The sequence below is a fragment of the Dorea ammoniilytica genome (genome assembly GCF_025567415.1).
Taxonomy (GTDB): domain Bacteria; phylum Bacillota; class Clostridia; order Lachnospirales; family Lachnospiraceae; genus Claveliimonas; species Claveliimonas ammoniilytica.
This window is the reverse complement of sequence record NZ_JAOQJV010000018.1, coordinates 13163-30045: the sequence shown is the minus strand read 5'-3', so window position 1 is coordinate 30045 and position 16883 is coordinate 13163. Positions and strand designations below refer to the sequence as shown.

Below are 16883 nucleotides of genomic sequence, written 5' to 3'. Positions count from 1 at the left end.
TACTTTACACTATTAAAGCGATAATATCAACACCAATTATTGACAACCCCAGTACAGCACAGATATAATAAGATTTAGGCATTTTAATTGTACTTTTTTTCTGAAAGGAATTTAATAATTATGAAACAGGTTATCTTAACGGGAGACCGTCCGACCGGGCGTCTCCATGTAGGACACTATGTAGGTTCACTGAAAGAACGTGTCAAGCTTCAGAATTCAGGAAAGTTCGATGAGATTTACATCATGATCGCCGACGCACAGGCTCTGACAGACAACGCTGAGCATCCGGAGAAAGTTCGCCAGAATATTCTTCAGGTTGCACTGGATTATCTGGCATGCGGTATTGATCCTGAGAAGGCTACTATTTTCATCCAGTCCATGGTTCCGGAGCTTACAGAGCTTAGTTTTTATTATATGAACCTGGTGACTGTATCCCGTGTACAGCGTAACCCTACGGTAAAGGCTGAGATCCAGCAGCGTAACTTTGAAGCCAGCATTCCGGTTGGTTTCTTCTGCTATCCGATCAGTCAGGCAGCCGATATTACTGCATTCCGTGCAACTGCTGTTCCGGTTGGTGAAGACCAGATGCCAATGATCGAGCAGTGTAAGGAAATCGTTCACAAATTCAACAGCGTATACGGCGAGACTCTGACAGATCCTAAGATCGTACTTCCGGACAATCAGGCATGTCTCCGTCTGCCAGGTATCGATGGCAAAGCCAAGATGAGCAAATCTCTCGGCAACTGCATCTATCTGTCTGACGAAGCGGATGACATCCGTAAGAAGGTCATGTCCATGTTCACAGATCCGAACCACCTTCGTGTCGAAGATCCGGGACAGGTAGAAGGCAATCCGGTATTTATCTATCTGGATGCATTCAGCCGCCCAGAGCATTTTGCAGAGTTTCTGCCAGAGTATCAGAATCTGGACGAGCTTAAGGCTCACTACTCCAGAGGTGGACTTGGTGATGTTAAAGTCAAGAAGTTCCTGAATAACGTTCTTCAGGCTGAGCTTGCTCCGATCCGTGAGCGCCGTAAGATGTGGGAGTCACGCATTGAAGATGTATATGATCTTCTGAGAGTCGGCAGTGAAAAAGCCCGCGAAACTGCAGCTTCTACACTTCATGATGTACGTCACGCTATGAAGATCGACTACTTTGAGGACAGTAACTTACTGAAATAAATTCAAAAGTACTTATAAAAGCCATCGGCATTCAATAGAATCTGCCGATGGCTTTCGTAATCTCTTACCGTATAAAATTGGTCGGTGTCTTCGGCTCTGTCTCCGGCAGTCCGAATTTCTCTTTTCCAAGCTGGATACTCTTCATCAAGAATGTCATATTCCGTGCAAGTACGCGCATGGTCTGCATTCCTTCCAGATCCCTGCTTGCCTCTCCCGGTGCTGCACCATGTACACTGTTCCAGTACTGGCTGGACGCAACCGGCATACCTGAGATGGTAAAATACTTATTCAGCTCATCGAATGTTGCTGATAATCCACCTCGTCTTGCTACTACTACGCCGGCCCCCACCTTCATGGTTTTGACAAACCCGGTGCTGTGGAACAAACGGTCAAGAACCGCAACCAGAGATGCATTGGCAGATGCATAATACACCGGACTTCCTACAACCAGTCCGTCTGCCTCCTCAAACTTCGGTGCAATCTCATTTACCAGATCGTCATATACACATTTACCAAGCTTACGACAAGCTCCACAGGCAACGCATCCGCGAATGGCATCATTACCAATATTCACGATCTCTGCCTCGATTCCCTCCTGCTCAAATACCTTCTTCATTTCCTGCAGCGCTGTGGCTGTATTACCCTCTTTGTGCGGGCTTCCGTTGATCATTAATACTTTCATCTATATTGCCTCCTTTATGTAATATCTATCCTCTATTCTTCTGAATCCGTCTGAAATCTGGACAAATGCTCATACGGCAGGATCAAGCGTCCCCGATACAGTCCGCATCCGTCATTTACATGGCTGTTATCCGTGGCTGCAAACATATTCACATCGAGATCTTTCATTTGAAGATTCAGAAGTTTCATGCCACGTTCGTAAGCATCATCAAAATACCTGCATTCACCTTCCGGGATCGCCTCTCTTCTGGATCGGTCTTTTTCCTGAGTCTTTTCATAGAGTCTGTGATTCGCCGAACCGATCTCCGCCACATCGTCCATTTCCTTCGTCCGGAGCTGTACCTCCGCATAACTTCTGGAACTGTTATCATAGAATGTAATATGCAACGATTGGTACTCATTGACCCCATTATGAGAAATATAATCCCGATAGTAAGGATGGACCTCCTCTTTTAAAAGCGGTGAAGTACTCTCCATGATTCCCTCTGCAGGCTCCGCAGTAAATCCTCGTTCTTCCAGAAACTCCGGCAGAATATTGGCAATCTGATAAAGATACTCTAATTCCCGTTTTTTCCTGTCTTCCTCTGAATCCGAATAACATTTCGGTAACGAAATGACAATACGATAAGCAATAAAATCCCGGAAGCAACTCAGTCTGTCTTTCAGCTGAGCCACAGATGGATAACTGCCGTATTTTTCATAATAATCGTAGATATATTCCACAATATACCCATTAAACTTCTCTTCTGCCCGGATCAGAGATTTGATCCGCCCCCGGAAAGTAAATGCAAGAAATGGATATTCCTTCGCCATATATCGATAAAATTCCCGTATTTTCTGAGACTGCGCAGTCAGGAAATCATTATGCTCCAGCATTTCCTGGATATGAATCAGAAAATTACTGTGAACCAGATCAATCTCATTATGATTAACCTTGGCATCTTTTCTCAGATCCCTGATGTAATTATTCAATATCCGGAAAATGGTACTTCCGGAATAGAGATAATCATTCAATGTTACCATCTTATCACCTTCCGTCTTCTGTTACTCTACTTTCAGTGCATTCGGGTAAATGCGCTGAAGTCTGGCATCATCAAATCGCTCATCCATCGTCTGCTGCCAGCTGTATGTGGCTTTCACACCATGTGCTCTCTGATCACTTCGTACTAACGCCATGATCGAAACTATCATATTACAACACATAAATACAATCAATATCCCGGTCAGAATTTTACCGATTTTCATCGGTATTTTCTCAATCCAACCGGAAATAACCGGATATAAAAGTTTCAGCCACACGACTGCCGCAATGCCCCAGAAAAAGCAATACAGCAGATTGATCCTGCCGCCCAGATTGAACGGAATATCGCTGTAATCCCAGAACACCTTGCCAAATACGATCTCTGAGAATACACTGCACAGATACTCATACGCTCCTCCCAAAAAAGTGCCTGCCATAAATATGTATCGATCTGATCTGTCACGATACCGGTAAAGCAGCATCGTTGCGCCCGCAATACCAAGTCCCCAGACTACACTGAACGGTCCCCAGACCACACTGCTCCTGCTCATCCAGACACCTCCGGTGATCCTGCAAAATATCGTCTCTACGATGTCTCCTAAAAATGCACCGATCAGAAACAGCCAGACAATCTTATAAAATCCGCAGCCATAAGCAAATACAGTCGAAGACATCTCATCTCGCTCTGCCTTTTCAGCCAGAATCTCCGCACGTTTACCTTCTTTCTCCGGATAAGCTCTGCGGATACGGCGGTCGATCCATCCATAGATCTTCCTCTCCAGATTAGAACTGATACCGGTAAGCCACGAGTCAACTGCTTCCCACTGTTCCATCCTGCGGCTTCGTCCTGACAAAATAATCAGCGTCGCTGCCATATCAAGTGCCAGCACACCCACCAGCACCCATAGCACTATCCTGCCGACTGTATATGGCAACAGATGGTAGATGTCTTCCAGCAGCAGATTCCCCCAGCGCATCATAACCGCGCCAAGTGCTCCCCACAATACAGATGCAGACAGACAGATATAACCGTCCAGATTCCATTTACGATTTGAATAATCCCACCATCTCTCATGGTACATTCGCTCAATCATATGACCTGCCACCCATTCAATCACGGTAGCCAGAATCATACACTCAGCAAACAGCCAGAAACCCTGCAGTTCCTGGCAGAAAATCGTTATCACCATCAATGCCACACCGTAGATGATACAAAACGGTGCATTGACAATACCTCTGTTTGTAAATTTTCTCCAACTCAGCGCTGCCGATGCAGTCTCCAGTGCCCAGCCAAGGAAGCTGGCGCTGAAGAAGAGCCAGAGAAACTCATATCCTGTGTACATTTATTCTTTTCCTTTTCTCGGCAGAGATAATATCACTACTGCACCAATAATACCGACGAATCCAAGCAGATCCATCACCGAAAATGCCACACCCATAAATAATACAGATGCGATCGTTGCTGTCAATGGCTCTACAGATGCAAACAGACTCGCTCTGGATCCGCCGATCAGCCGCACCCCTTCCATGTAGCATCCGAAAGAAAGTACTGTTCCCACAATAATGACCACACCTGTACAGAGAAACGTCTGCCAGTCCCAGGTAATAAGCGGTGTGGTATTCCACGGTCTCACAAATGGAAGCAGACCGATGCCGCTGACGAGCATACCCCATCCTACGATTGCAAACGTACTGTACTCATCCATCAGATTACCCGGAAGCAGGTTATAGAATACCGTTGCCACTGCCGACATAAGTCCAAGCACCAGGGTTGTCTTAGAAATGCTGAGTTCCGTCAGATGTCCATGTGTTGCAAGCAGGATAATTCCACCAAAAGCAAGAATCAGAGCCACACGCTCTGACACCTCCGGAAGCTTTCGATTACGGATGGACAGATATACCATGATCATAACCGGTGCCGTATATTGAAGCACTGTTGCAATGCCCGCATTGGAATCGTCCACTGCCATATAATAAGTCATCTGGCAAGCAGCAATACCGATCGCGCCATACAGAATCATACGGATCGCATGGCGGACATTCTTCCACACCCGGAACGTATCTTTTTTCTGCTTCATATAAACAGTTGCTAACAGTATCAGTCCGGCAATGATCAGGCGGACATTGACCAGCCACTGCGCCGTCATCCCTTTATGTTCAAATGAATACTTGCCAAAGACGCCTGCAAGTCCCCAGAACACGCCGCCCATCAATGTAAGCACTGTTCCCCGCATGGTCTCACGCCGCCTCATTTTCTCTGACATTTCTATGTTCGTATTTTCCACTTTAACCCTCTCACTCTCTTTTGTAATTACACACTGCTTTTATTGTAGCAAAAACGTATCTGGAATCCAACCCTCATTTTCGACACGTTTTCATACTTCCTGTCATTGACAAGCCTTCATCCTTCTACTATAGTTAAGTAAATGTGCATTTTTTACATTTGCATGGATTATAGAAAAGAAAACGAGGTCATTGTATGAATCTGTTAAAAGAAATTCTTATATTAGTGATCGGCTTTGTACTGCTGATCAAAGGTGCTGATTATTTTGTAGAAGGAAGCTCTTCCGTTGCCAGACGTCTGAAAGTACCGTCTCTCATTATCGGTATGACGATCGTAGCAATGGGTACCAGCCTCCCGGAATGCGCAGTCAGCGTAACTGCTTCCCTGACAGGCAATAACACTCTGGCTGTCAGCAATGTAGTCGGTTCTAATATATTCAATCTGATGGTTGTCTGCGGAGTCTGCGCACTGTTTGCTCCACTGACCATTAAAAAGGATACTTTACAGAAAGAATTCCCATTTTCCATTATCTGTGCCATCCTGCTGATGTTTCTTGGATACTTCGGCATGACACTGGGACACGTAGAAGGTGTGATTCTCCTGATCATCTTTGTCGGATATCTCCTCTGGATGATCCAGGCTGCCAGAACTGCCCGTAAAAAGCATGTGAAAGAACGTCTGATGACCGAAGAAGAGGAATTTGCTGAAGATGATGTTGATATTCTTCCGGTCTGGAAATGTCTGGTCTTCATTGTCGGTGGTATGATCGCCATCAAATACGGCGGTGACTTTGTTGTAGATGGTGCATCTGTGATCGCAGCAAGGCTCGGTCTCAGCCAGACACTGATCGGTCTTACGATCGTAGCTACCGGAACCAGCCTTCCGGAACTTGTCACTTCCATTGTTGCAGCACGCAAGAATGAGGTAGACATGGCACTTGGTAATGTCATCGGGTCCAACATTTTCAACATCTTATTTGTACTCGGCATCGCAGCGTCCATCAGTCCGGTTGCGTTTCTGTTGGAGAATATCATCGACATTATTATTCTGGTAATCATGAGTCTGATCGTCATGGTCTTTGCATGGACTTCCCAGACAATTAAACGTAACGAAGGCATCTTCATGTTGGTCGTTTATGCGGCTTATCTTATGTATATCTGTATACGATAATAATACTTTTCTTATTCACCGTTATCTGAGCATATATTCATTCAACTGACTTCTCTTATCGATATTTAACTTCGTATACACTGTAGACAGATGTTGTTTGACTGTACGCTCGGATAACCGCATATGCTCCGCAATCTCTGCATTGCTCCATCCCCTTCTCACCTGTGCAAATCATCCGCTTTCGTCTGATTAACCGTTCCCTTCCGGTAATGCGGTGGTGCATAGATCACGGAAAGTTTCAGCGGCATCTTGCCAATATTAATGATATTGTGCCAGTTTCCTGATGGTACAAACACTGCATCTCCGCGGCACATGCTCTCCTGCAGATCCATACACTTTCTGCATCTGCCAACCTTCACGATCGCATTGCCCTGCTCCACTCTGATATACTGATCCATGTCTTTATGAAACTCAGGTCCTGTCTCTTCGCAGGCAGAAATACTCATTACCGTCATCTGCAGATAACATCCCGTCCATACAGCTCTCCGATAATTCCGGTTCTGTATCGTACACTGCTCCACATTAACTACATACGGATTCATGCCATAATCTCTCTGTTCTGCACATTTCTCACAGTTCATGCCATGCCTCACATTTTTCTTCTCAATTTAAGTATATGTATCTCACTGGAAAATGTGTCCGCGTCTGGTCAGAAACCAGTAGTCTCTTATCTGTTCTATGCTTCTTCCGTCTCTGTCTCTGCAGCTTCGTACTCGTTCTCTGTAATTTCCAGAACCGATGTACAATGTGGGCAACGGCTTGCTTTGATGCTGATCTCGCTCTGACAGAATGGGCAGACCTTAGTTGTCGGCTCCGCAGGTGCTTCTTCCTTTTTATTAAATGTAAGCAGCTTATTAATTCCCTTCATCAGACAAAACAAGATAAGTGCCATGATCAGGAAATTCACGACTGCCGAAATAAAATTCGACGCGAAACCTGCCACATCTTCCACCGTATACATCTTGCCGGCTGTCAGCACATTTAAGATTGGATTAATGAAATTATCTGTCAGGGATGTTACGATTCCAGAGAATGCACCACCTATGATAACACCAACCGCCATATCCATCACGTTTCCGCGAAGGGCAAATGCTTTAAATTCTTCAATAAATTTCTTCATGTTCTCCTCCTTGTACCTTATGATATGTTTTCCTTAATACACATTGTATCTCATAACAGATACATTTTCAACTTCTTCATTCTGGTTGACTCATACTGATATTTTCAGTATAATCCAATAGAACTTTACAACACACGGAGGATAATAACTATGGATTTTCGTCAGATTGCTATGATACAGAAATTAAAGTCCGATTTGAACCTCTTTCGGGCTAATCATCCGAAATTTCCGATGTTCCTGAAAGCGGTATCGCAGGATGCTATAGAGGAAGGTTCGATCATCGAGATCAACGTCACTACGCCAGAAGGTAAAAAGTACTGCACCAATGTCAAGCTGAAAGCAGACGACATTGCACTGTTTGAATCACTGAAATCAATACAACAGTAAGAAAACAGGAGGAATTTCCCGTTTAAGTGAAATTCCTCCATTTAATCATAGTCATATTAATCACAGTCATGCTTTCTATTATGCTAAAATTATGCCAAAATCATCTTGCCGATTATGTCCATCAATTTCGCAAGCTGTAGACGTAATAATTTTCTCTATATTTTTCCCAAAAGACGCACAATTCGTCCCATTTCCGCTGAATTTCTATGTGAAATAGAAATAACCGTCCGATTCTCAGATACCCGCTTCAGTGCCTGCAAGACTTCCTGTTCAGTCTCTGCATCCAGATTTGCCGTAATCTCATCCAACATAAGCAATTTCGGCTCTGATACTGCAGCTCTGGCAATGGACAACAGCTGCCACTGTCCCTGCGAAAACAGTTCCGGCGTACACTCCGTATCGTAGCCGTGTTCCAGGCTCTCAATCGTATCCTTCAATCCGGTAAGTTCTGCAGCCACCTGCACCTGCCTGTCCGTAATCGTTTTATCATATAACGTAATCTGGTCTCTTACTGTTCCGGGTACTATATGGAAAGACTGCTCTACATATCCATATAACTTCCGTTTTCCGGTCTCACGCATTGCCGATACCGGAATTCCCTGCAGAAAAATCTGTCCCTGTTGTGGTTCATAGAGTCCCAGCAGCAGCTTCATGATTGTACTCTTACCCGCACCTGTCCTGCCGGATAAGGTAACCTGCTCTCCTTGTTCAACTTTCAGATTCATATGTTCCAACACCATATGCTCATCATAACCAAAGGTAACATCTTCAAATTCTACAAACGGACTATGTATATCATCCTTCTGTTCTTCCTGTAAGTTTCGTATTTTCTTTTCTTCTAATTCAAAGAATTCATTAATCCTGTGGATACCTGCAATAGCTGACTGAATCGTCTGGATCTCCATGCCGAGACTCTCTACCGGCGTAAATATCTGCGAAATATAATTCATGACCGCTACCGCTGTTCCAGCTGACATACCAAATAATGACAGCACCTTTGCATTACCGGTTGCTGAAAGAAGCATAACGATGGCAACTACTACTGCATTCAGGATCAGAATGACCGGAGAATAGACCGCATCGTAAAAGTTCGTCCGCTCCATTGCCTGATAACTCTCCCCAATATACTGATCGTACCGTTCTTCCATGTACCTTTCTTTTGCAAGACAATGGATCGTGCGGATATTGTGAAGTGTCTCCGGCACATGACCGGATGCTCTTCCGACTGCTTTTCGATTCTCAATCTGTGCAGTCAGCATATTTTTCTGTACCTGTCTGGTAAATACAAAAAGGATCGGCAACAGCATCAGGAGCACCAGTGTCAATCCCCGGTTCTGGTACCAGATCACCACAAGAATGCTGATGATCTTGCAGACATCTGCAAACATACTGATAATACCGAAAGTAAACAGATTCTCTACCGTATCCACATCTCCCACAAATCTGGATACCAGCATCCCCGGCTCCTGTCTGTTAATATTCTCTGTAGTAAGACTTACAAACTTCTCCATCAGACTGCTTCTGAGCGCATGGGTGATCTTCTGTCCAAATAACGTCAGCAGACTTTCTCTTATCGATTCGGTAATTCCTGTGAGTGCCAGCATTCCAAAGTATAAAAGAATGATGGCAAACGGCACCATTCTTCCAGCCGTGATCGTATCGACAATTTTTCCAAGGATCAATGGTGGAAGAAGTGCCACAACTACCGCTCCGACCACTGCGCAGAGAATCCCTGCCGACAGCCATTTCTGACATTTTACTGTGTTCCAGATCACAGTTCTTACTCTGCCTGGTTTCCGATTCTGTCTTCCTGTCTGATCTTTTTTATATGAAGGATTCTTCACGTTCTAAGCCTCCTTCCTGCACCGGATCTGTCTGTGCTGCATCTGTCTGTACCCCGAAGAGTTCCGCATATTCCGGCACATGTTCCAACAGTTCTTCATGGGTTCCCACTGTCGTCCGTCCATGTTCCATCCAGATCACCTGATCCATCTCTGGAAACAGATACAGACGATGTGAAATCAAAAGTACGATACTATCCGCTGTCATCTGACGAAGATGTGCAAAGATCTCTTTTTCCGTATTTATATCCAATGCAGAAAATGGATCATCAAGTATCATAACCGGTCTCTTATGATACAGGGTTCTTGCAAGCGCAAGCCTCTGCGCCTGTCCCTCTGACAGACGTACACCACCGGTTCCAACCAACGTCTCTTTTCCATCCGGCATCTCAGCGATCTCCTCATCGATACAGACTGCACGAAAATATGATTCCGCCGATACGGCATCTCCCATCCGCACATTATTCTCCAGACTGTCATTAAAAAGTTCCGGATCATGCCCCAGATAACCGATATTCTCTGATCGTTCTGCATCTTTAAATGCCTGCAGATCCTTCCCACGGTAAATGATCTTCCCATCGTATGGATATTCACCCAAAAATACTTTACCAAGTGTGGACTTACCACAGGCTACCGCTCCGGTAATGCCGATGATCTGTCCCGGCTCCGCCGTAAATGAAATATCCTCCAGAATCTTTCTTCCATCCGGATAAGCAAAACTGAGATGCTTTACTTCCAGCCTTCCGGCTCCTGCATCCATTTTTTTATCTTCCAAACTTTCGTTGCTCTTCTGTTCTTCAAAAAGATGCATGAGTGGTTTGATACGTTTCCATGATACCTGTGCTTTGTGTACGGCATTGAACAGCTTCGCTGCACTGGAAGACTTCACAGACAGTTTGACAAAACAGGCTAAGAATGTGGTAAAAGACGCAATTGTCCACGCCTTCCATCCGGTTCCCAGCACATTTTTCTGACCAAAATATAAGATAAACAGAACCCCAGCCATAGAGATCACGCGATATACCGGAGGCATTGCCGTATTCCAGATATTCGCTTTAATAGCTGAAATCTCATACGCTGTCAGATTATCCTCATATGCCTGCTGCCGTTCTGATTCACATCCAAATACACGATACGTGATTGCATTTCCTGCACGATCCAGAGTTGCTGTACTTAAAGCCCCCGACTGCTTCTTATAGAACGCTCCTGTCTGCTGGATCATTTTCTTCATCTTCTCTGCTATAATATAAGAAATTGGTGGAAAAATCATGCATAACAACGCCAGTCGCCAGTCATACCAGAACAACATCCCTGCATATGCTGCCAGTGCCACACCTGTATCAAAGATCTCTGTAGTAAACTTTCGCATTCCCTCCACGCAATCATCCACATCCAGGATTGCTTTGGTCATAATATCGCCTTCACCCTCTTCTCGCAGATCAGCCCTGCTCTTTCTGACCAGACTTCCGTATAAGATCTCTTTCATTCTGCGGTTCACGTTATTGGCAAATCTTCTTACATAAAACCTTTTCATATATCTGGATATCTGTACAATCCCGATTGCGACCACATATCTGATTACCAGGGTCAGCATATCCTGAAACTGCCCAGCTCCTCTTAGAATGTCAACCAGTGTTCCTGTCATCTTTCCTTCAAACCATGGTCCGGCCAAGAGTCCAAGATTGTAAATAAGCCCCGATACCGTCACCAGTAAAAGTACTTTCCATTCCAGTTTAAAATACGAAAGAATCTGATCCGGCTGAAATGTATCTCTGTTCTTCCCTTTATTCATCTTTTCCATCTGCCTCCTGCGTCAAAATCTCCGCTACATGTAAAGAGCAGACGATATTAAACCATCTGCTCTATATATTCTTCCAGCGTTGGAAATACCTGATCTTCCCCGGTACACACTGCCAGCATGTCATCACGCAATGCCTTTGCCTCCATTGATTCCATATACTCAAGCTCCTGCATAACATCCTGACTCTTTTTCAGCAAACTCTCTGGGACATTATCCCATTTTTCATGGAATCTCCTGCACCGGCAGTATAATTCCTTATCTGCGAGATATGACCGCATGGCCTCTACCATATACTTCGGGCATCCATTCGTATCCATATGCCGGATCACATTTTTCAGATCAATCGCATCCGATAGCGCATCATGACATACCTCATTGCCCAGTCCGCACAAATATTTCAGGTTTGCAATGCCAATACTGCGCAGTTTCAGTTTTCGGGAATAAATCACTTCGATATCCTTCATCATACGAAGTATACGATTTACGATTTTTCTGGACTTTTTTGAAATCATCTCCCGATACTCCACGAGATCCCTCTGAATGACGATCTTGTCCGGTCCCCATACGAAGATATGCTCCACTTCATGCTCGTCCAGCTTTTTACCAACTTGTTCCATCACTTTTTCATAAGATGGTGCATGACTGAGATCCTTTTCTGTAATTCCTGTAAGTTCTCGGAATTTGTCATGCAATTCGCCATCCATATGAATGTACGAATGAAATCTGTCTACTTCCTCAAAATCACCGCGACAGATTACCATTCCAACAGATACCAGCTTCGCCGGGCGTCCATGCTTCTGTTGTGATGTTACATACTCTGTATCCAGAAATGCAACTGTTTCATTCTTTAATATATCCCATACAACCAGAGTCTCTTTGGGCTGTTCTTTTCTATATGTTCTCTTTTTATGCTTCATCTTTGTCACCTGCCTATAACACATCTTAAATATAATCTCGTATCACTTTATATGCCTCATACAATTCCTCATAATGGACACGGCAATTTGCCGGACTTGTCGATGGAAGACAGATAATCTCCCGCCCGGTCTCTTTCTGACAATACCTTTTATACAATTGCGCCGCTTTCTGCCCGGTTGCAAATATTGCCTGAATATCAGCTTCTTTTAATATCCGGTTCATATCATTCGGCTCCGGATTACGGATACTACTGTCGTCCGCACCATGTATCTCACAGCCTGCCAACACATCCCATACTGCAATATGGTTCCGCAGTGCAAATGCAATCTTCTCTTCCTTTGTCTCTGGTAAAGCCTCTCCGCACACATCCGAAACAACTTTCCAGAAACGATTCCTCGGATGACCGTAATAAAATCCCACCTCTCTGGACTTTGGCGATGGCATAGTCCCAAGCATCAATACTTTGGAATCCTTATCATATATCGGTTGAAATTCATGTGTCACATGTTCCATTTCATTCATTTTCTTCTGCCCCATAATCTTTTATCTGCCTATTTTCTTCTTAAACTGGTAATACTTAATTCCAAACTGTATAAAGACAACAAGATACAGTACAAACACAGCACCAAGCAGAATAGCCAGCATATTCTGCACCGCATCCTCATCCCTGTAATGAATGGTATTCATCAGAAACTGTGGTACAATGCAGCAGCAGAAAACCACGAGTAATGGAATCACCTTCCCCCTGATTACTCTCGTAGCCATATCCAATCTGGATTCATCATCACAGAAAATCGATTCATCTCCATCCATCTCCGAAACAGGCTTACGGAAATAACTATATCCCGCAAAATCCTGCAAATACTCCCATCCGCAGTCCTTAAACATCTGAAGATATTCATTCTGATGCTTAACCCCATCTGGATTATAATCCAATTGATAAACAACATCTTCCGGCTCGCATGCTTCAAATTCATAGAATCCAAGCAGCGATACTTTTACAAATTTCCACCCTTTTTTGTGCATTTCTCTTAGAAAATCTGCTTCTTTCTCATAATCCATAATAGAAAAAAATCGAAAACATGTCTTTGTCTCACCCATCATATTATCTCCTTCATATTGCGGTACAATCTGTCAATTCTGTGAAATTCCAGCTTCAGGACTTCCCATCCAAGATCTGTTATTACATATAATTTCCGTTTTTCTTCTTCTTTGACAAATTGAATGATTCCATCCTTCTCCATCTTTGACAGACTACCGTACATCGTTCCCGGCGCAAGCACAATCTCTCCATCGGTAAGTTCTTTTACCTTCTGCACAATTCCATATCCATGATTCGGCTCTCTGAGACAAAGCAGAATATAGAATCCTGTCTCCGTCATCGGAACATAAACTTTTCTCGTATGCGCATCCATATGATCCCTCTTATATCCTTCAATCTATATCTTACTTCTATGTATCGTAGTTCGATATATAGAGCTTATCGCACTGCGATATAGTTGTCAATAGTTTTCAGTTGTTTTTGATTGTTAACCAACCGAGCATATGTAGTTGACAATCTATTTTTTACGTGCTAAAGTAAGATGAGCATAACAAAAACGAAACGGAGAATGAAAATGAATCTTAACAATACTCAGGAATTACAAAAAAATAAAACCTATGCCCTGACAGCAACCGCTCTAATGACCGCTGTCACCTGCATTCTCGCACCATTATCTGTTCCAATCGGTCCGGTGCCAATATCACTTACCAATTTTGTCATTTTCCTGTCCCTTTATCTGCTGGGTTGGAAAAAAGGCACTTTAAGCCTCCTGGTCTATCTGTTACTCGGACTTGCCGGTCTTCCTGTATTCTCTGGGTTCGCCGGTGGAATCTCTAAACTCGCCGGTCCGACAGGCGGATATATCATCGGCTTTATTCCAATGGCAATTGTTGCAGGTATAATCATTGATAAATCCCATCAGAGATGGATTCAGATAGTTGCAATGATCATCGGAACTGCAATCTGCTATGCATTCGGAACCGTGTGGTTCTGCTTCCAGTCCGGATATACCGTAGCTGCTGCTCTTGCAGTCTGCGTCATTCCATTTATCCCGGCTGACCTGATTAAAATTGTTATTGTAACAATAATCGGACCAATGATACGGAAAAGATTAGGAACTGTAATTGAATAATCCCCCCTTATAGCAAAGGTGGATTTGCCAAAACTTCAGCAAATCCACCTTTTCTTGTTATTATCACTTTGTATTTTCATCATTCATAATCGTTGCTTTTACAGAATTATAATCAACATTTTTCTCGTAATATTCTGCTCTGTCCTCAATGTCTGTAGTATCAGACTCAAGCTGCTCTACATCCAGGATCTGAAACGCAGAATCAGAATCAGTATCCGTATCTTGACTACAACCTGTAATCGCAGATACAACGGTCATAGAAATAATCGCCATAGCAACTATCTTTTTAAAACTGTTACCCTTTCCTTTAAAACTCCTACGCTTTTTTACCTGTTATTTCTTACTTTATTTTTTCTTCCCACTCAACTTCTTTGAAACCTGTAACTACTACATCATCCCCAACTACCAGCGGGCGTTTTACCAGCATTCCATTGGTGGCTAAAAACTTCAACTGCTCGTCCTCATTCATATCCGGCAGCTTGTCTTTCAGCTTCATCTCTTTGTAAATCATACCGCTGGTATTGAAAAACTTCTTAAGCGGCATACCGCTCTTCTGATACCATTCTTTTAATTCTTCATATGTTGGATTCTCCTCAACAATATGACGTTCCGTGTATTCAATCTCGTGACTGTCTAACCATTTCTTTGCTTTCTGGCAGGTTGAACACTTAGGATACCAAATAAATAACATATCAATTCCCTCCAATCCGTAAATCACTTTGTATTTTCATCATTCATAATCGTTGCTTTTGAAGAAGTATAATCAACATATTTCTCGTAATATTCCGCTCTGTCCTCGATGTCTGTAGTATCAGAATCCGTATCTTGACTACAACCTGTAATCGCAGATACAACGATCATAGAAATAATCGCCATGGCAGCTATCTTTTTAAAATTGTAACTCATTCCTTTAAAACTCCCTTACTTTTTGAGAAGAACAACTAATTCTTCGGCATCTTCTCTTTTTCCGCGTAATGAATAAATGCTTCAATTTTATCAAATGTTATATCCGAACACGTCCGATCATGAAGAATATCATGGGTTGCATCTTTCACACAACAGATTTGGGTATCTTCATTATTTTTACAATATGCATGATAAATTTTAGCAATGCCCTTACCGAATCCGGCAACCGGATCTTTTTCTCCATATATAAAGAACGTTGGTATCGTGCTATTATTTGGATTTTTCAGTTTCTTATTGGTATATACCATTCCTTTTAAGAATTCACAGAAGAACCCCGGAGTGAAATTCTTTTTGACGAATTTATCATTTTCATATTCTGAACGAGATTTTTCATCCGTAAGTAACCAGTAATTACCAGGCATATCTTTGAATTTATTATTATAGTTCTCGAACGCCAACTTCCCGATTTTCTCACTTGCATATTCCATTGTATTACGATATTTACTTCTCAAATATTTTTCTAAAAGCCCCAGAACGATAGTTGGCTGATATCCGGTTCCAATAAGAATTTCTGCCGCATATCCCTTCAAAGAATCCAAGGAACGCACAATAAATGATCCCAGAGAAAACCCTAAAATATAGATTGGTTTTCCTGGATACAATTCTCCAGCTTTTTGCCGAATCAATTTCACATCAGACACAGCATCAAACCAGTTTTTCATATAAATATCCGATACTTTTGCAGTATGTGTACGACCATGTCCAATAATATCATTGCCTATAACTGCATACCCTTTGCTTGTAAAATATTCCCCCAACTCTTCATAACGATCCAGATGCTCCGTCATACCATGTACAATCTGGATAACACCCTTTATCTCCATGTCAGAAGGTGTAAAAATCTCGACATGAAGCATTGTATCTGGATCAGTAGATTGACATTCAAAAAAATCTTTTACCATGTATTTTCATTTCCTTTCCAATTCGCCTGAACCTCGTCTGTTCTTCGTACATAGAACAGGTCAGCGGTTATTTTTCGACTTGACTGATGGCTCAACTTCCATGCACTCGACCTTGGCAAGCTAAAAATCCAACAGAAAATTTTATTAGCAACACTGCTACTTCTTTGCATTCTCTTCTAGCTCCAACATATACTTATCAAACCAGCGTCATATAATGTGGCCATTATCTTCTGTGTCAGCCATATATTCTCGTCCTTATAGCGCATTTCAATGCTATCCTGCTGATCACCTATAGAGTCGACATAAGTCACTTTGTATTTTCATCATTTGTAATAGTTGCTTTTAAAGACGTATAATCAACATTCATTGTGACAGCTTCGCCCGGTGTGAGTAAATATATTTCTCCCAAATCTGAATCATGACCCTCAATTTTTTC

Annotated in this window: 21 protein-coding genes and 1 pseudogene; 4 read left to right on the top strand and 18 right to left on the bottom strand. The window is 43.0% G+C overall.

Annotated elements, in window-relative coordinates; translation table 11 throughout:
- The first annotated feature begins 120 nt into the window (after positions 1–120).
- Positions 121–1182 (top strand): tryptophan--tRNA ligase, encoded by a 1062-nt coding sequence (gene trpS, locus OCV65_RS11325; protein WP_118452681.1) that lies wholly within the window; start codon positions 121–123, stop codon positions 1180–1182.
- 64 nt (positions 1183–1246) lie between these two features.
- Here trpS and OCV65_RS11320 read toward each other — a convergent pair whose 3' ends face one another.
- The 4 genes from OCV65_RS11320 to OCV65_RS11305 are packed head-to-tail and all read right to left on the bottom strand — an operon-like array spanning position 1247 to position 5169.
- Positions 1247–1864, bottom strand: coding sequence for a flavodoxin family protein (locus tag OCV65_RS11320; protein ID WP_262582155.1), 618 nt, complete (start codon positions 1862–1864; stop codon positions 1247–1249).
- Between the two features lie 32 nt (positions 1865–1896).
- Positions 1897–2886, bottom strand: coding sequence for a nucleotidyltransferase family protein (locus tag OCV65_RS11315; protein ID WP_262582154.1), 990 nt, complete (start codon positions 2884–2886; stop codon positions 1897–1899).
- 21 nt (positions 2887–2907) lie between these two features.
- A complete protein-coding gene (locus OCV65_RS11310; RefSeq protein ID WP_262582153.1) occupies positions 2908–4227 on the bottom strand; it encodes a putative ABC transporter permease in 1320 nt (439 codons plus the stop codon).
- Positions 4228–5169, bottom strand: coding sequence for a DMT family transporter (locus OCV65_RS11305; RefSeq protein WP_262582152.1), 942 nt, complete (start codon positions 5167–5169; stop codon positions 4228–4230).
- A gap of 194 nt (positions 5170–5363) precedes the next feature.
- Here OCV65_RS11305 and OCV65_RS11300 point away from each other — a divergent pair, with 194 nt between their 5' ends.
- A complete protein-coding gene (locus OCV65_RS11300) occupies positions 5364–6338 on the top strand; it encodes a calcium/sodium antiporter (RefSeq protein ID WP_262582151.1) in 975 nt (324 codons plus the stop codon).
- A gap of 21 nt (positions 6339–6359) precedes the next feature.
- On the opposite strand, the gene OCV65_RS11295 is transcribed toward OCV65_RS11300, so the two are convergent.
- The 3 genes from OCV65_RS11295 to mscL form a co-directional block, all read right to left on the bottom strand.
- The gene (locus OCV65_RS11295; protein ID WP_262582150.1) at positions 6360–6500 is read right to left on the bottom strand and encodes a response regulator transcription factor; all 141 of its coding nucleotides are present in this window, start codon (positions 6498–6500) and stop codon (positions 6360–6362) included.
- Positions 6497–6919, bottom strand: a complete 423-nt coding sequence (locus OCV65_RS11290; protein WP_262582149.1) for a cupin domain-containing protein — start codon at positions 6917–6919, stop codon at positions 6497–6499. Before OCV65_RS11290 ends, OCV65_RS11295 begins: the two co-directional genes overlap by 4 nt.
- A 95-nt stretch (positions 6920–7014) precedes the next feature.
- Positions 7015–7458, bottom strand: a complete 444-nt coding sequence (gene mscL / locus OCV65_RS11285; protein WP_262582148.1) for a large conductance mechanosensitive channel protein MscL — start codon at positions 7456–7458, stop codon at positions 7015–7017.
- A 150-nt stretch (positions 7459–7608) separates the two neighbouring features.
- Between mscL and OCV65_RS11280 the strand changes: the two genes are divergently transcribed.
- Complete coding sequence (locus tag OCV65_RS11280) at positions 7609–7845, top strand: hypothetical protein (protein ID WP_262582147.1); 237 nt, start codon at positions 7609–7611, stop codon at positions 7843–7845.
- Between the two features lie 155 nt (positions 7846–8000).
- Here the strand turns inward: OCV65_RS11280 and OCV65_RS11275 are convergent, their stop codons facing one another.
- The 6 genes from OCV65_RS11275 to OCV65_RS11250 are packed head-to-tail and all read right to left on the bottom strand — an operon-like array spanning position 8001 to position 13820.
- On the bottom strand, positions 8001–9689 hold the full coding sequence (locus tag OCV65_RS11275) for an ABC transporter ATP-binding protein (protein ID WP_262582146.1): 1689 nt from the start codon (positions 9687–9689) through the stop codon (positions 8001–8003).
- On the bottom strand, positions 9670–11487 hold the full coding sequence (locus OCV65_RS11270) for an ABC transporter ATP-binding protein (protein ID WP_262582145.1): 1818 nt from the start codon (positions 11485–11487) through the stop codon (positions 9670–9672). The genes OCV65_RS11275 and OCV65_RS11270 overlap by 20 nt, the downstream gene beginning before the upstream one ends.
- A gap of 47 nt (positions 11488–11534) precedes the next feature.
- Positions 11535–12404 carry an exonuclease domain-containing protein gene (locus tag OCV65_RS11265; protein ID WP_262582144.1) on the bottom strand — a complete coding sequence of 290 codons (870 nt, stop codon included), beginning with the start codon at positions 12402–12404 and terminating at the stop codon, positions 11535–11537.
- Between the two features lie 25 nt (positions 12405–12429).
- Positions 12430–12942, bottom strand: a complete 513-nt coding sequence (locus OCV65_RS11260; protein WP_262582143.1) for a DNA-deoxyinosine glycosylase — start codon at positions 12940–12942, stop codon at positions 12430–12432.
- A 6-nt stretch (positions 12943–12948) separates the two neighbouring features.
- Positions 12949–13509: a DUF2812 domain-containing protein gene (locus OCV65_RS11255; protein WP_262582142.1), complete on the bottom strand. Its 561-nt coding sequence runs from the start codon at positions 13507–13509 to the stop codon at positions 12949–12951.
- Positions 13506–13820, bottom strand: a complete 315-nt coding sequence (locus OCV65_RS11250) for a PadR family transcriptional regulator (RefSeq protein ID WP_262582141.1) — start codon at positions 13818–13820, stop codon at positions 13506–13508. The genes OCV65_RS11255 and OCV65_RS11250 overlap by 4 nt, the downstream gene beginning before the upstream one ends.
- 201 nt (positions 13821–14021) lie before the next feature.
- On the opposite strand from OCV65_RS11250, the gene OCV65_RS11245 reads away from it, so the two are divergent.
- Positions 14022–14579 carry a biotin transporter BioY gene (locus OCV65_RS11245; RefSeq protein WP_262582140.1) on the top strand — a complete coding sequence of 186 codons (558 nt, stop codon included), beginning with the start codon at positions 14022–14024 and terminating at the stop codon, positions 14577–14579.
- A gap of 63 nt (positions 14580–14642) precedes the next feature.
- Here the strand turns inward: OCV65_RS11245 and OCV65_RS11240 are convergent, their stop codons facing one another.
- The 5 genes and pseudogenes from OCV65_RS11240 to OCV65_RS13460 form a co-directional block, all read right to left on the bottom strand.
- Positions 14643–14852: a hypothetical protein gene (locus tag OCV65_RS11240; protein ID WP_262582139.1), complete on the bottom strand. Its 210-nt coding sequence runs from the start codon at positions 14850–14852 to the stop codon at positions 14643–14645.
- Between the two features lie 67 nt (positions 14853–14919).
- Complete coding sequence (locus OCV65_RS11235; protein ID WP_262582138.1) at positions 14920–15270, bottom strand: arsenate reductase family protein; 351 nt, start codon at positions 15268–15270, stop codon at positions 14920–14922.
- 23 nt (positions 15271–15293) lie between these two features.
- Entirely contained in the window at positions 15294–15485 is a 192-nt protein-coding gene (locus OCV65_RS11230) for a hypothetical protein (RefSeq protein ID WP_262582137.1), read from the bottom strand.
- A 35-nt stretch (positions 15486–15520) separates the two neighbouring features.
- Positions 15521–16447 carry a lysophospholipase gene (locus OCV65_RS11225; protein WP_262582136.1) on the bottom strand — a complete coding sequence of 309 codons (927 nt, stop codon included), beginning with the start codon at positions 16445–16447 and terminating at the stop codon, positions 15521–15523.
- 188 nt (positions 16448–16635) lie between these two features.
- Positions 16636–16758, bottom strand: a pseudogene (locus OCV65_RS13460) (cell filamentation protein Fic); the annotation flags it as partial.
- Positions 16759–16883 lie beyond the last annotated feature (125 nt).

Bases quoted from the DNA above. Each gene is read 5' to 3' on its own strand.
- trpS (WP_118452681.1), top strand. From the start codon at position 121: ATGAAACAGGTTATCTTAACGGGAGACCGTCCGACCGGGCGTCTCCAT.
- OCV65_RS11320 (WP_262582155.1), bottom strand. From the start codon at position 1,864: ATGAAAGTATTAATGATCAACGGAAGCCCGCACAAAGAGGGTAATACA.
- OCV65_RS11315 (WP_262582154.1), bottom strand. From the start codon at position 2,886: ATGGTAACATTGAATGATTATCTCTATTCCGGAAGTACCATTTTCCGG.
- OCV65_RS11310 (WP_262582153.1), bottom strand. From the start codon at position 4,227: ATGTACACAGGATATGAGTTTCTCTGGCTCTTCTTCAGCGCCAGCTTC.
- OCV65_RS11300 (WP_262582151.1), top strand. From the start codon at position 5,364: ATGAATCTGTTAAAAGAAATTCTTATATTAGTGATCGGCTTTGTACTG.
- OCV65_RS11290 (WP_262582149.1), bottom strand. From the start codon at position 6,919: ATGAACTGTGAGAAATGTGCAGAACAGAGAGATTATGGCATGAATCCG.
- mscL (WP_262582148.1), bottom strand. From the start codon at position 7,458: ATGAAGAAATTTATTGAAGAATTTAAAGCATTTGCCCTTCGCGGAAAC.
- OCV65_RS11280 (WP_262582147.1), top strand. From the start codon at position 7,609: ATGGATTTTCGTCAGATTGCTATGATACAGAAATTAAAGTCCGATTTG.
- OCV65_RS11270 (WP_262582145.1), bottom strand. From the start codon at position 11,487: ATGGAAAAGATGAATAAAGGGAAGAACAGAGATACATTTCAGCCGGAT.
- OCV65_RS11265 (WP_262582144.1), bottom strand. From the start codon at position 12,404: ATGAAGCATAAAAAGAGAACATATAGAAAAGAACAGCCCAAAGAGACT.
- OCV65_RS11260 (WP_262582143.1), bottom strand. From the start codon at position 12,942: ATGGGGCAGAAGAAAATGAATGAAATGGAACATGTGACACATGAATTT.
- OCV65_RS11255 (WP_262582142.1), bottom strand. From the start codon at position 13,509: ATGATGGGTGAGACAAAGACATGTTTTCGATTTTTTTCTATTATGGAT.
- OCV65_RS11250 (WP_262582141.1), bottom strand. From the start codon at position 13,820: ATGGATGCGCATACGAGAAAAGTTTATGTTCCGATGACGGAGACAGGA.
- OCV65_RS11245 (WP_262582140.1), top strand. From the start codon at position 14,022: ATGAATCTTAACAATACTCAGGAATTACAAAAAAATAAAACCTATGCC.
- OCV65_RS11240 (WP_262582139.1), bottom strand. From the start codon at position 14,852: ATGGCGATTATTTCTATGACCGTTGTATCTGCGATTACAGGTTGTAGT.
- OCV65_RS11235 (WP_262582138.1), bottom strand. From the start codon at position 15,270: ATGTTATTTATTTGGTATCCTAAGTGTTCAACCTGCCAGAAAGCAAAG.
- OCV65_RS11230 (WP_262582137.1), bottom strand. From the start codon at position 15,485: ATGAGTTACAATTTTAAAAAGATAGCTGCCATGGCGATTATTTCTATG.
- OCV65_RS11225 (WP_262582136.1), bottom strand. From the start codon at position 16,447: ATGGTAAAAGATTTTTTTGAATGTCAATCTACTGATCCAGATACAATG.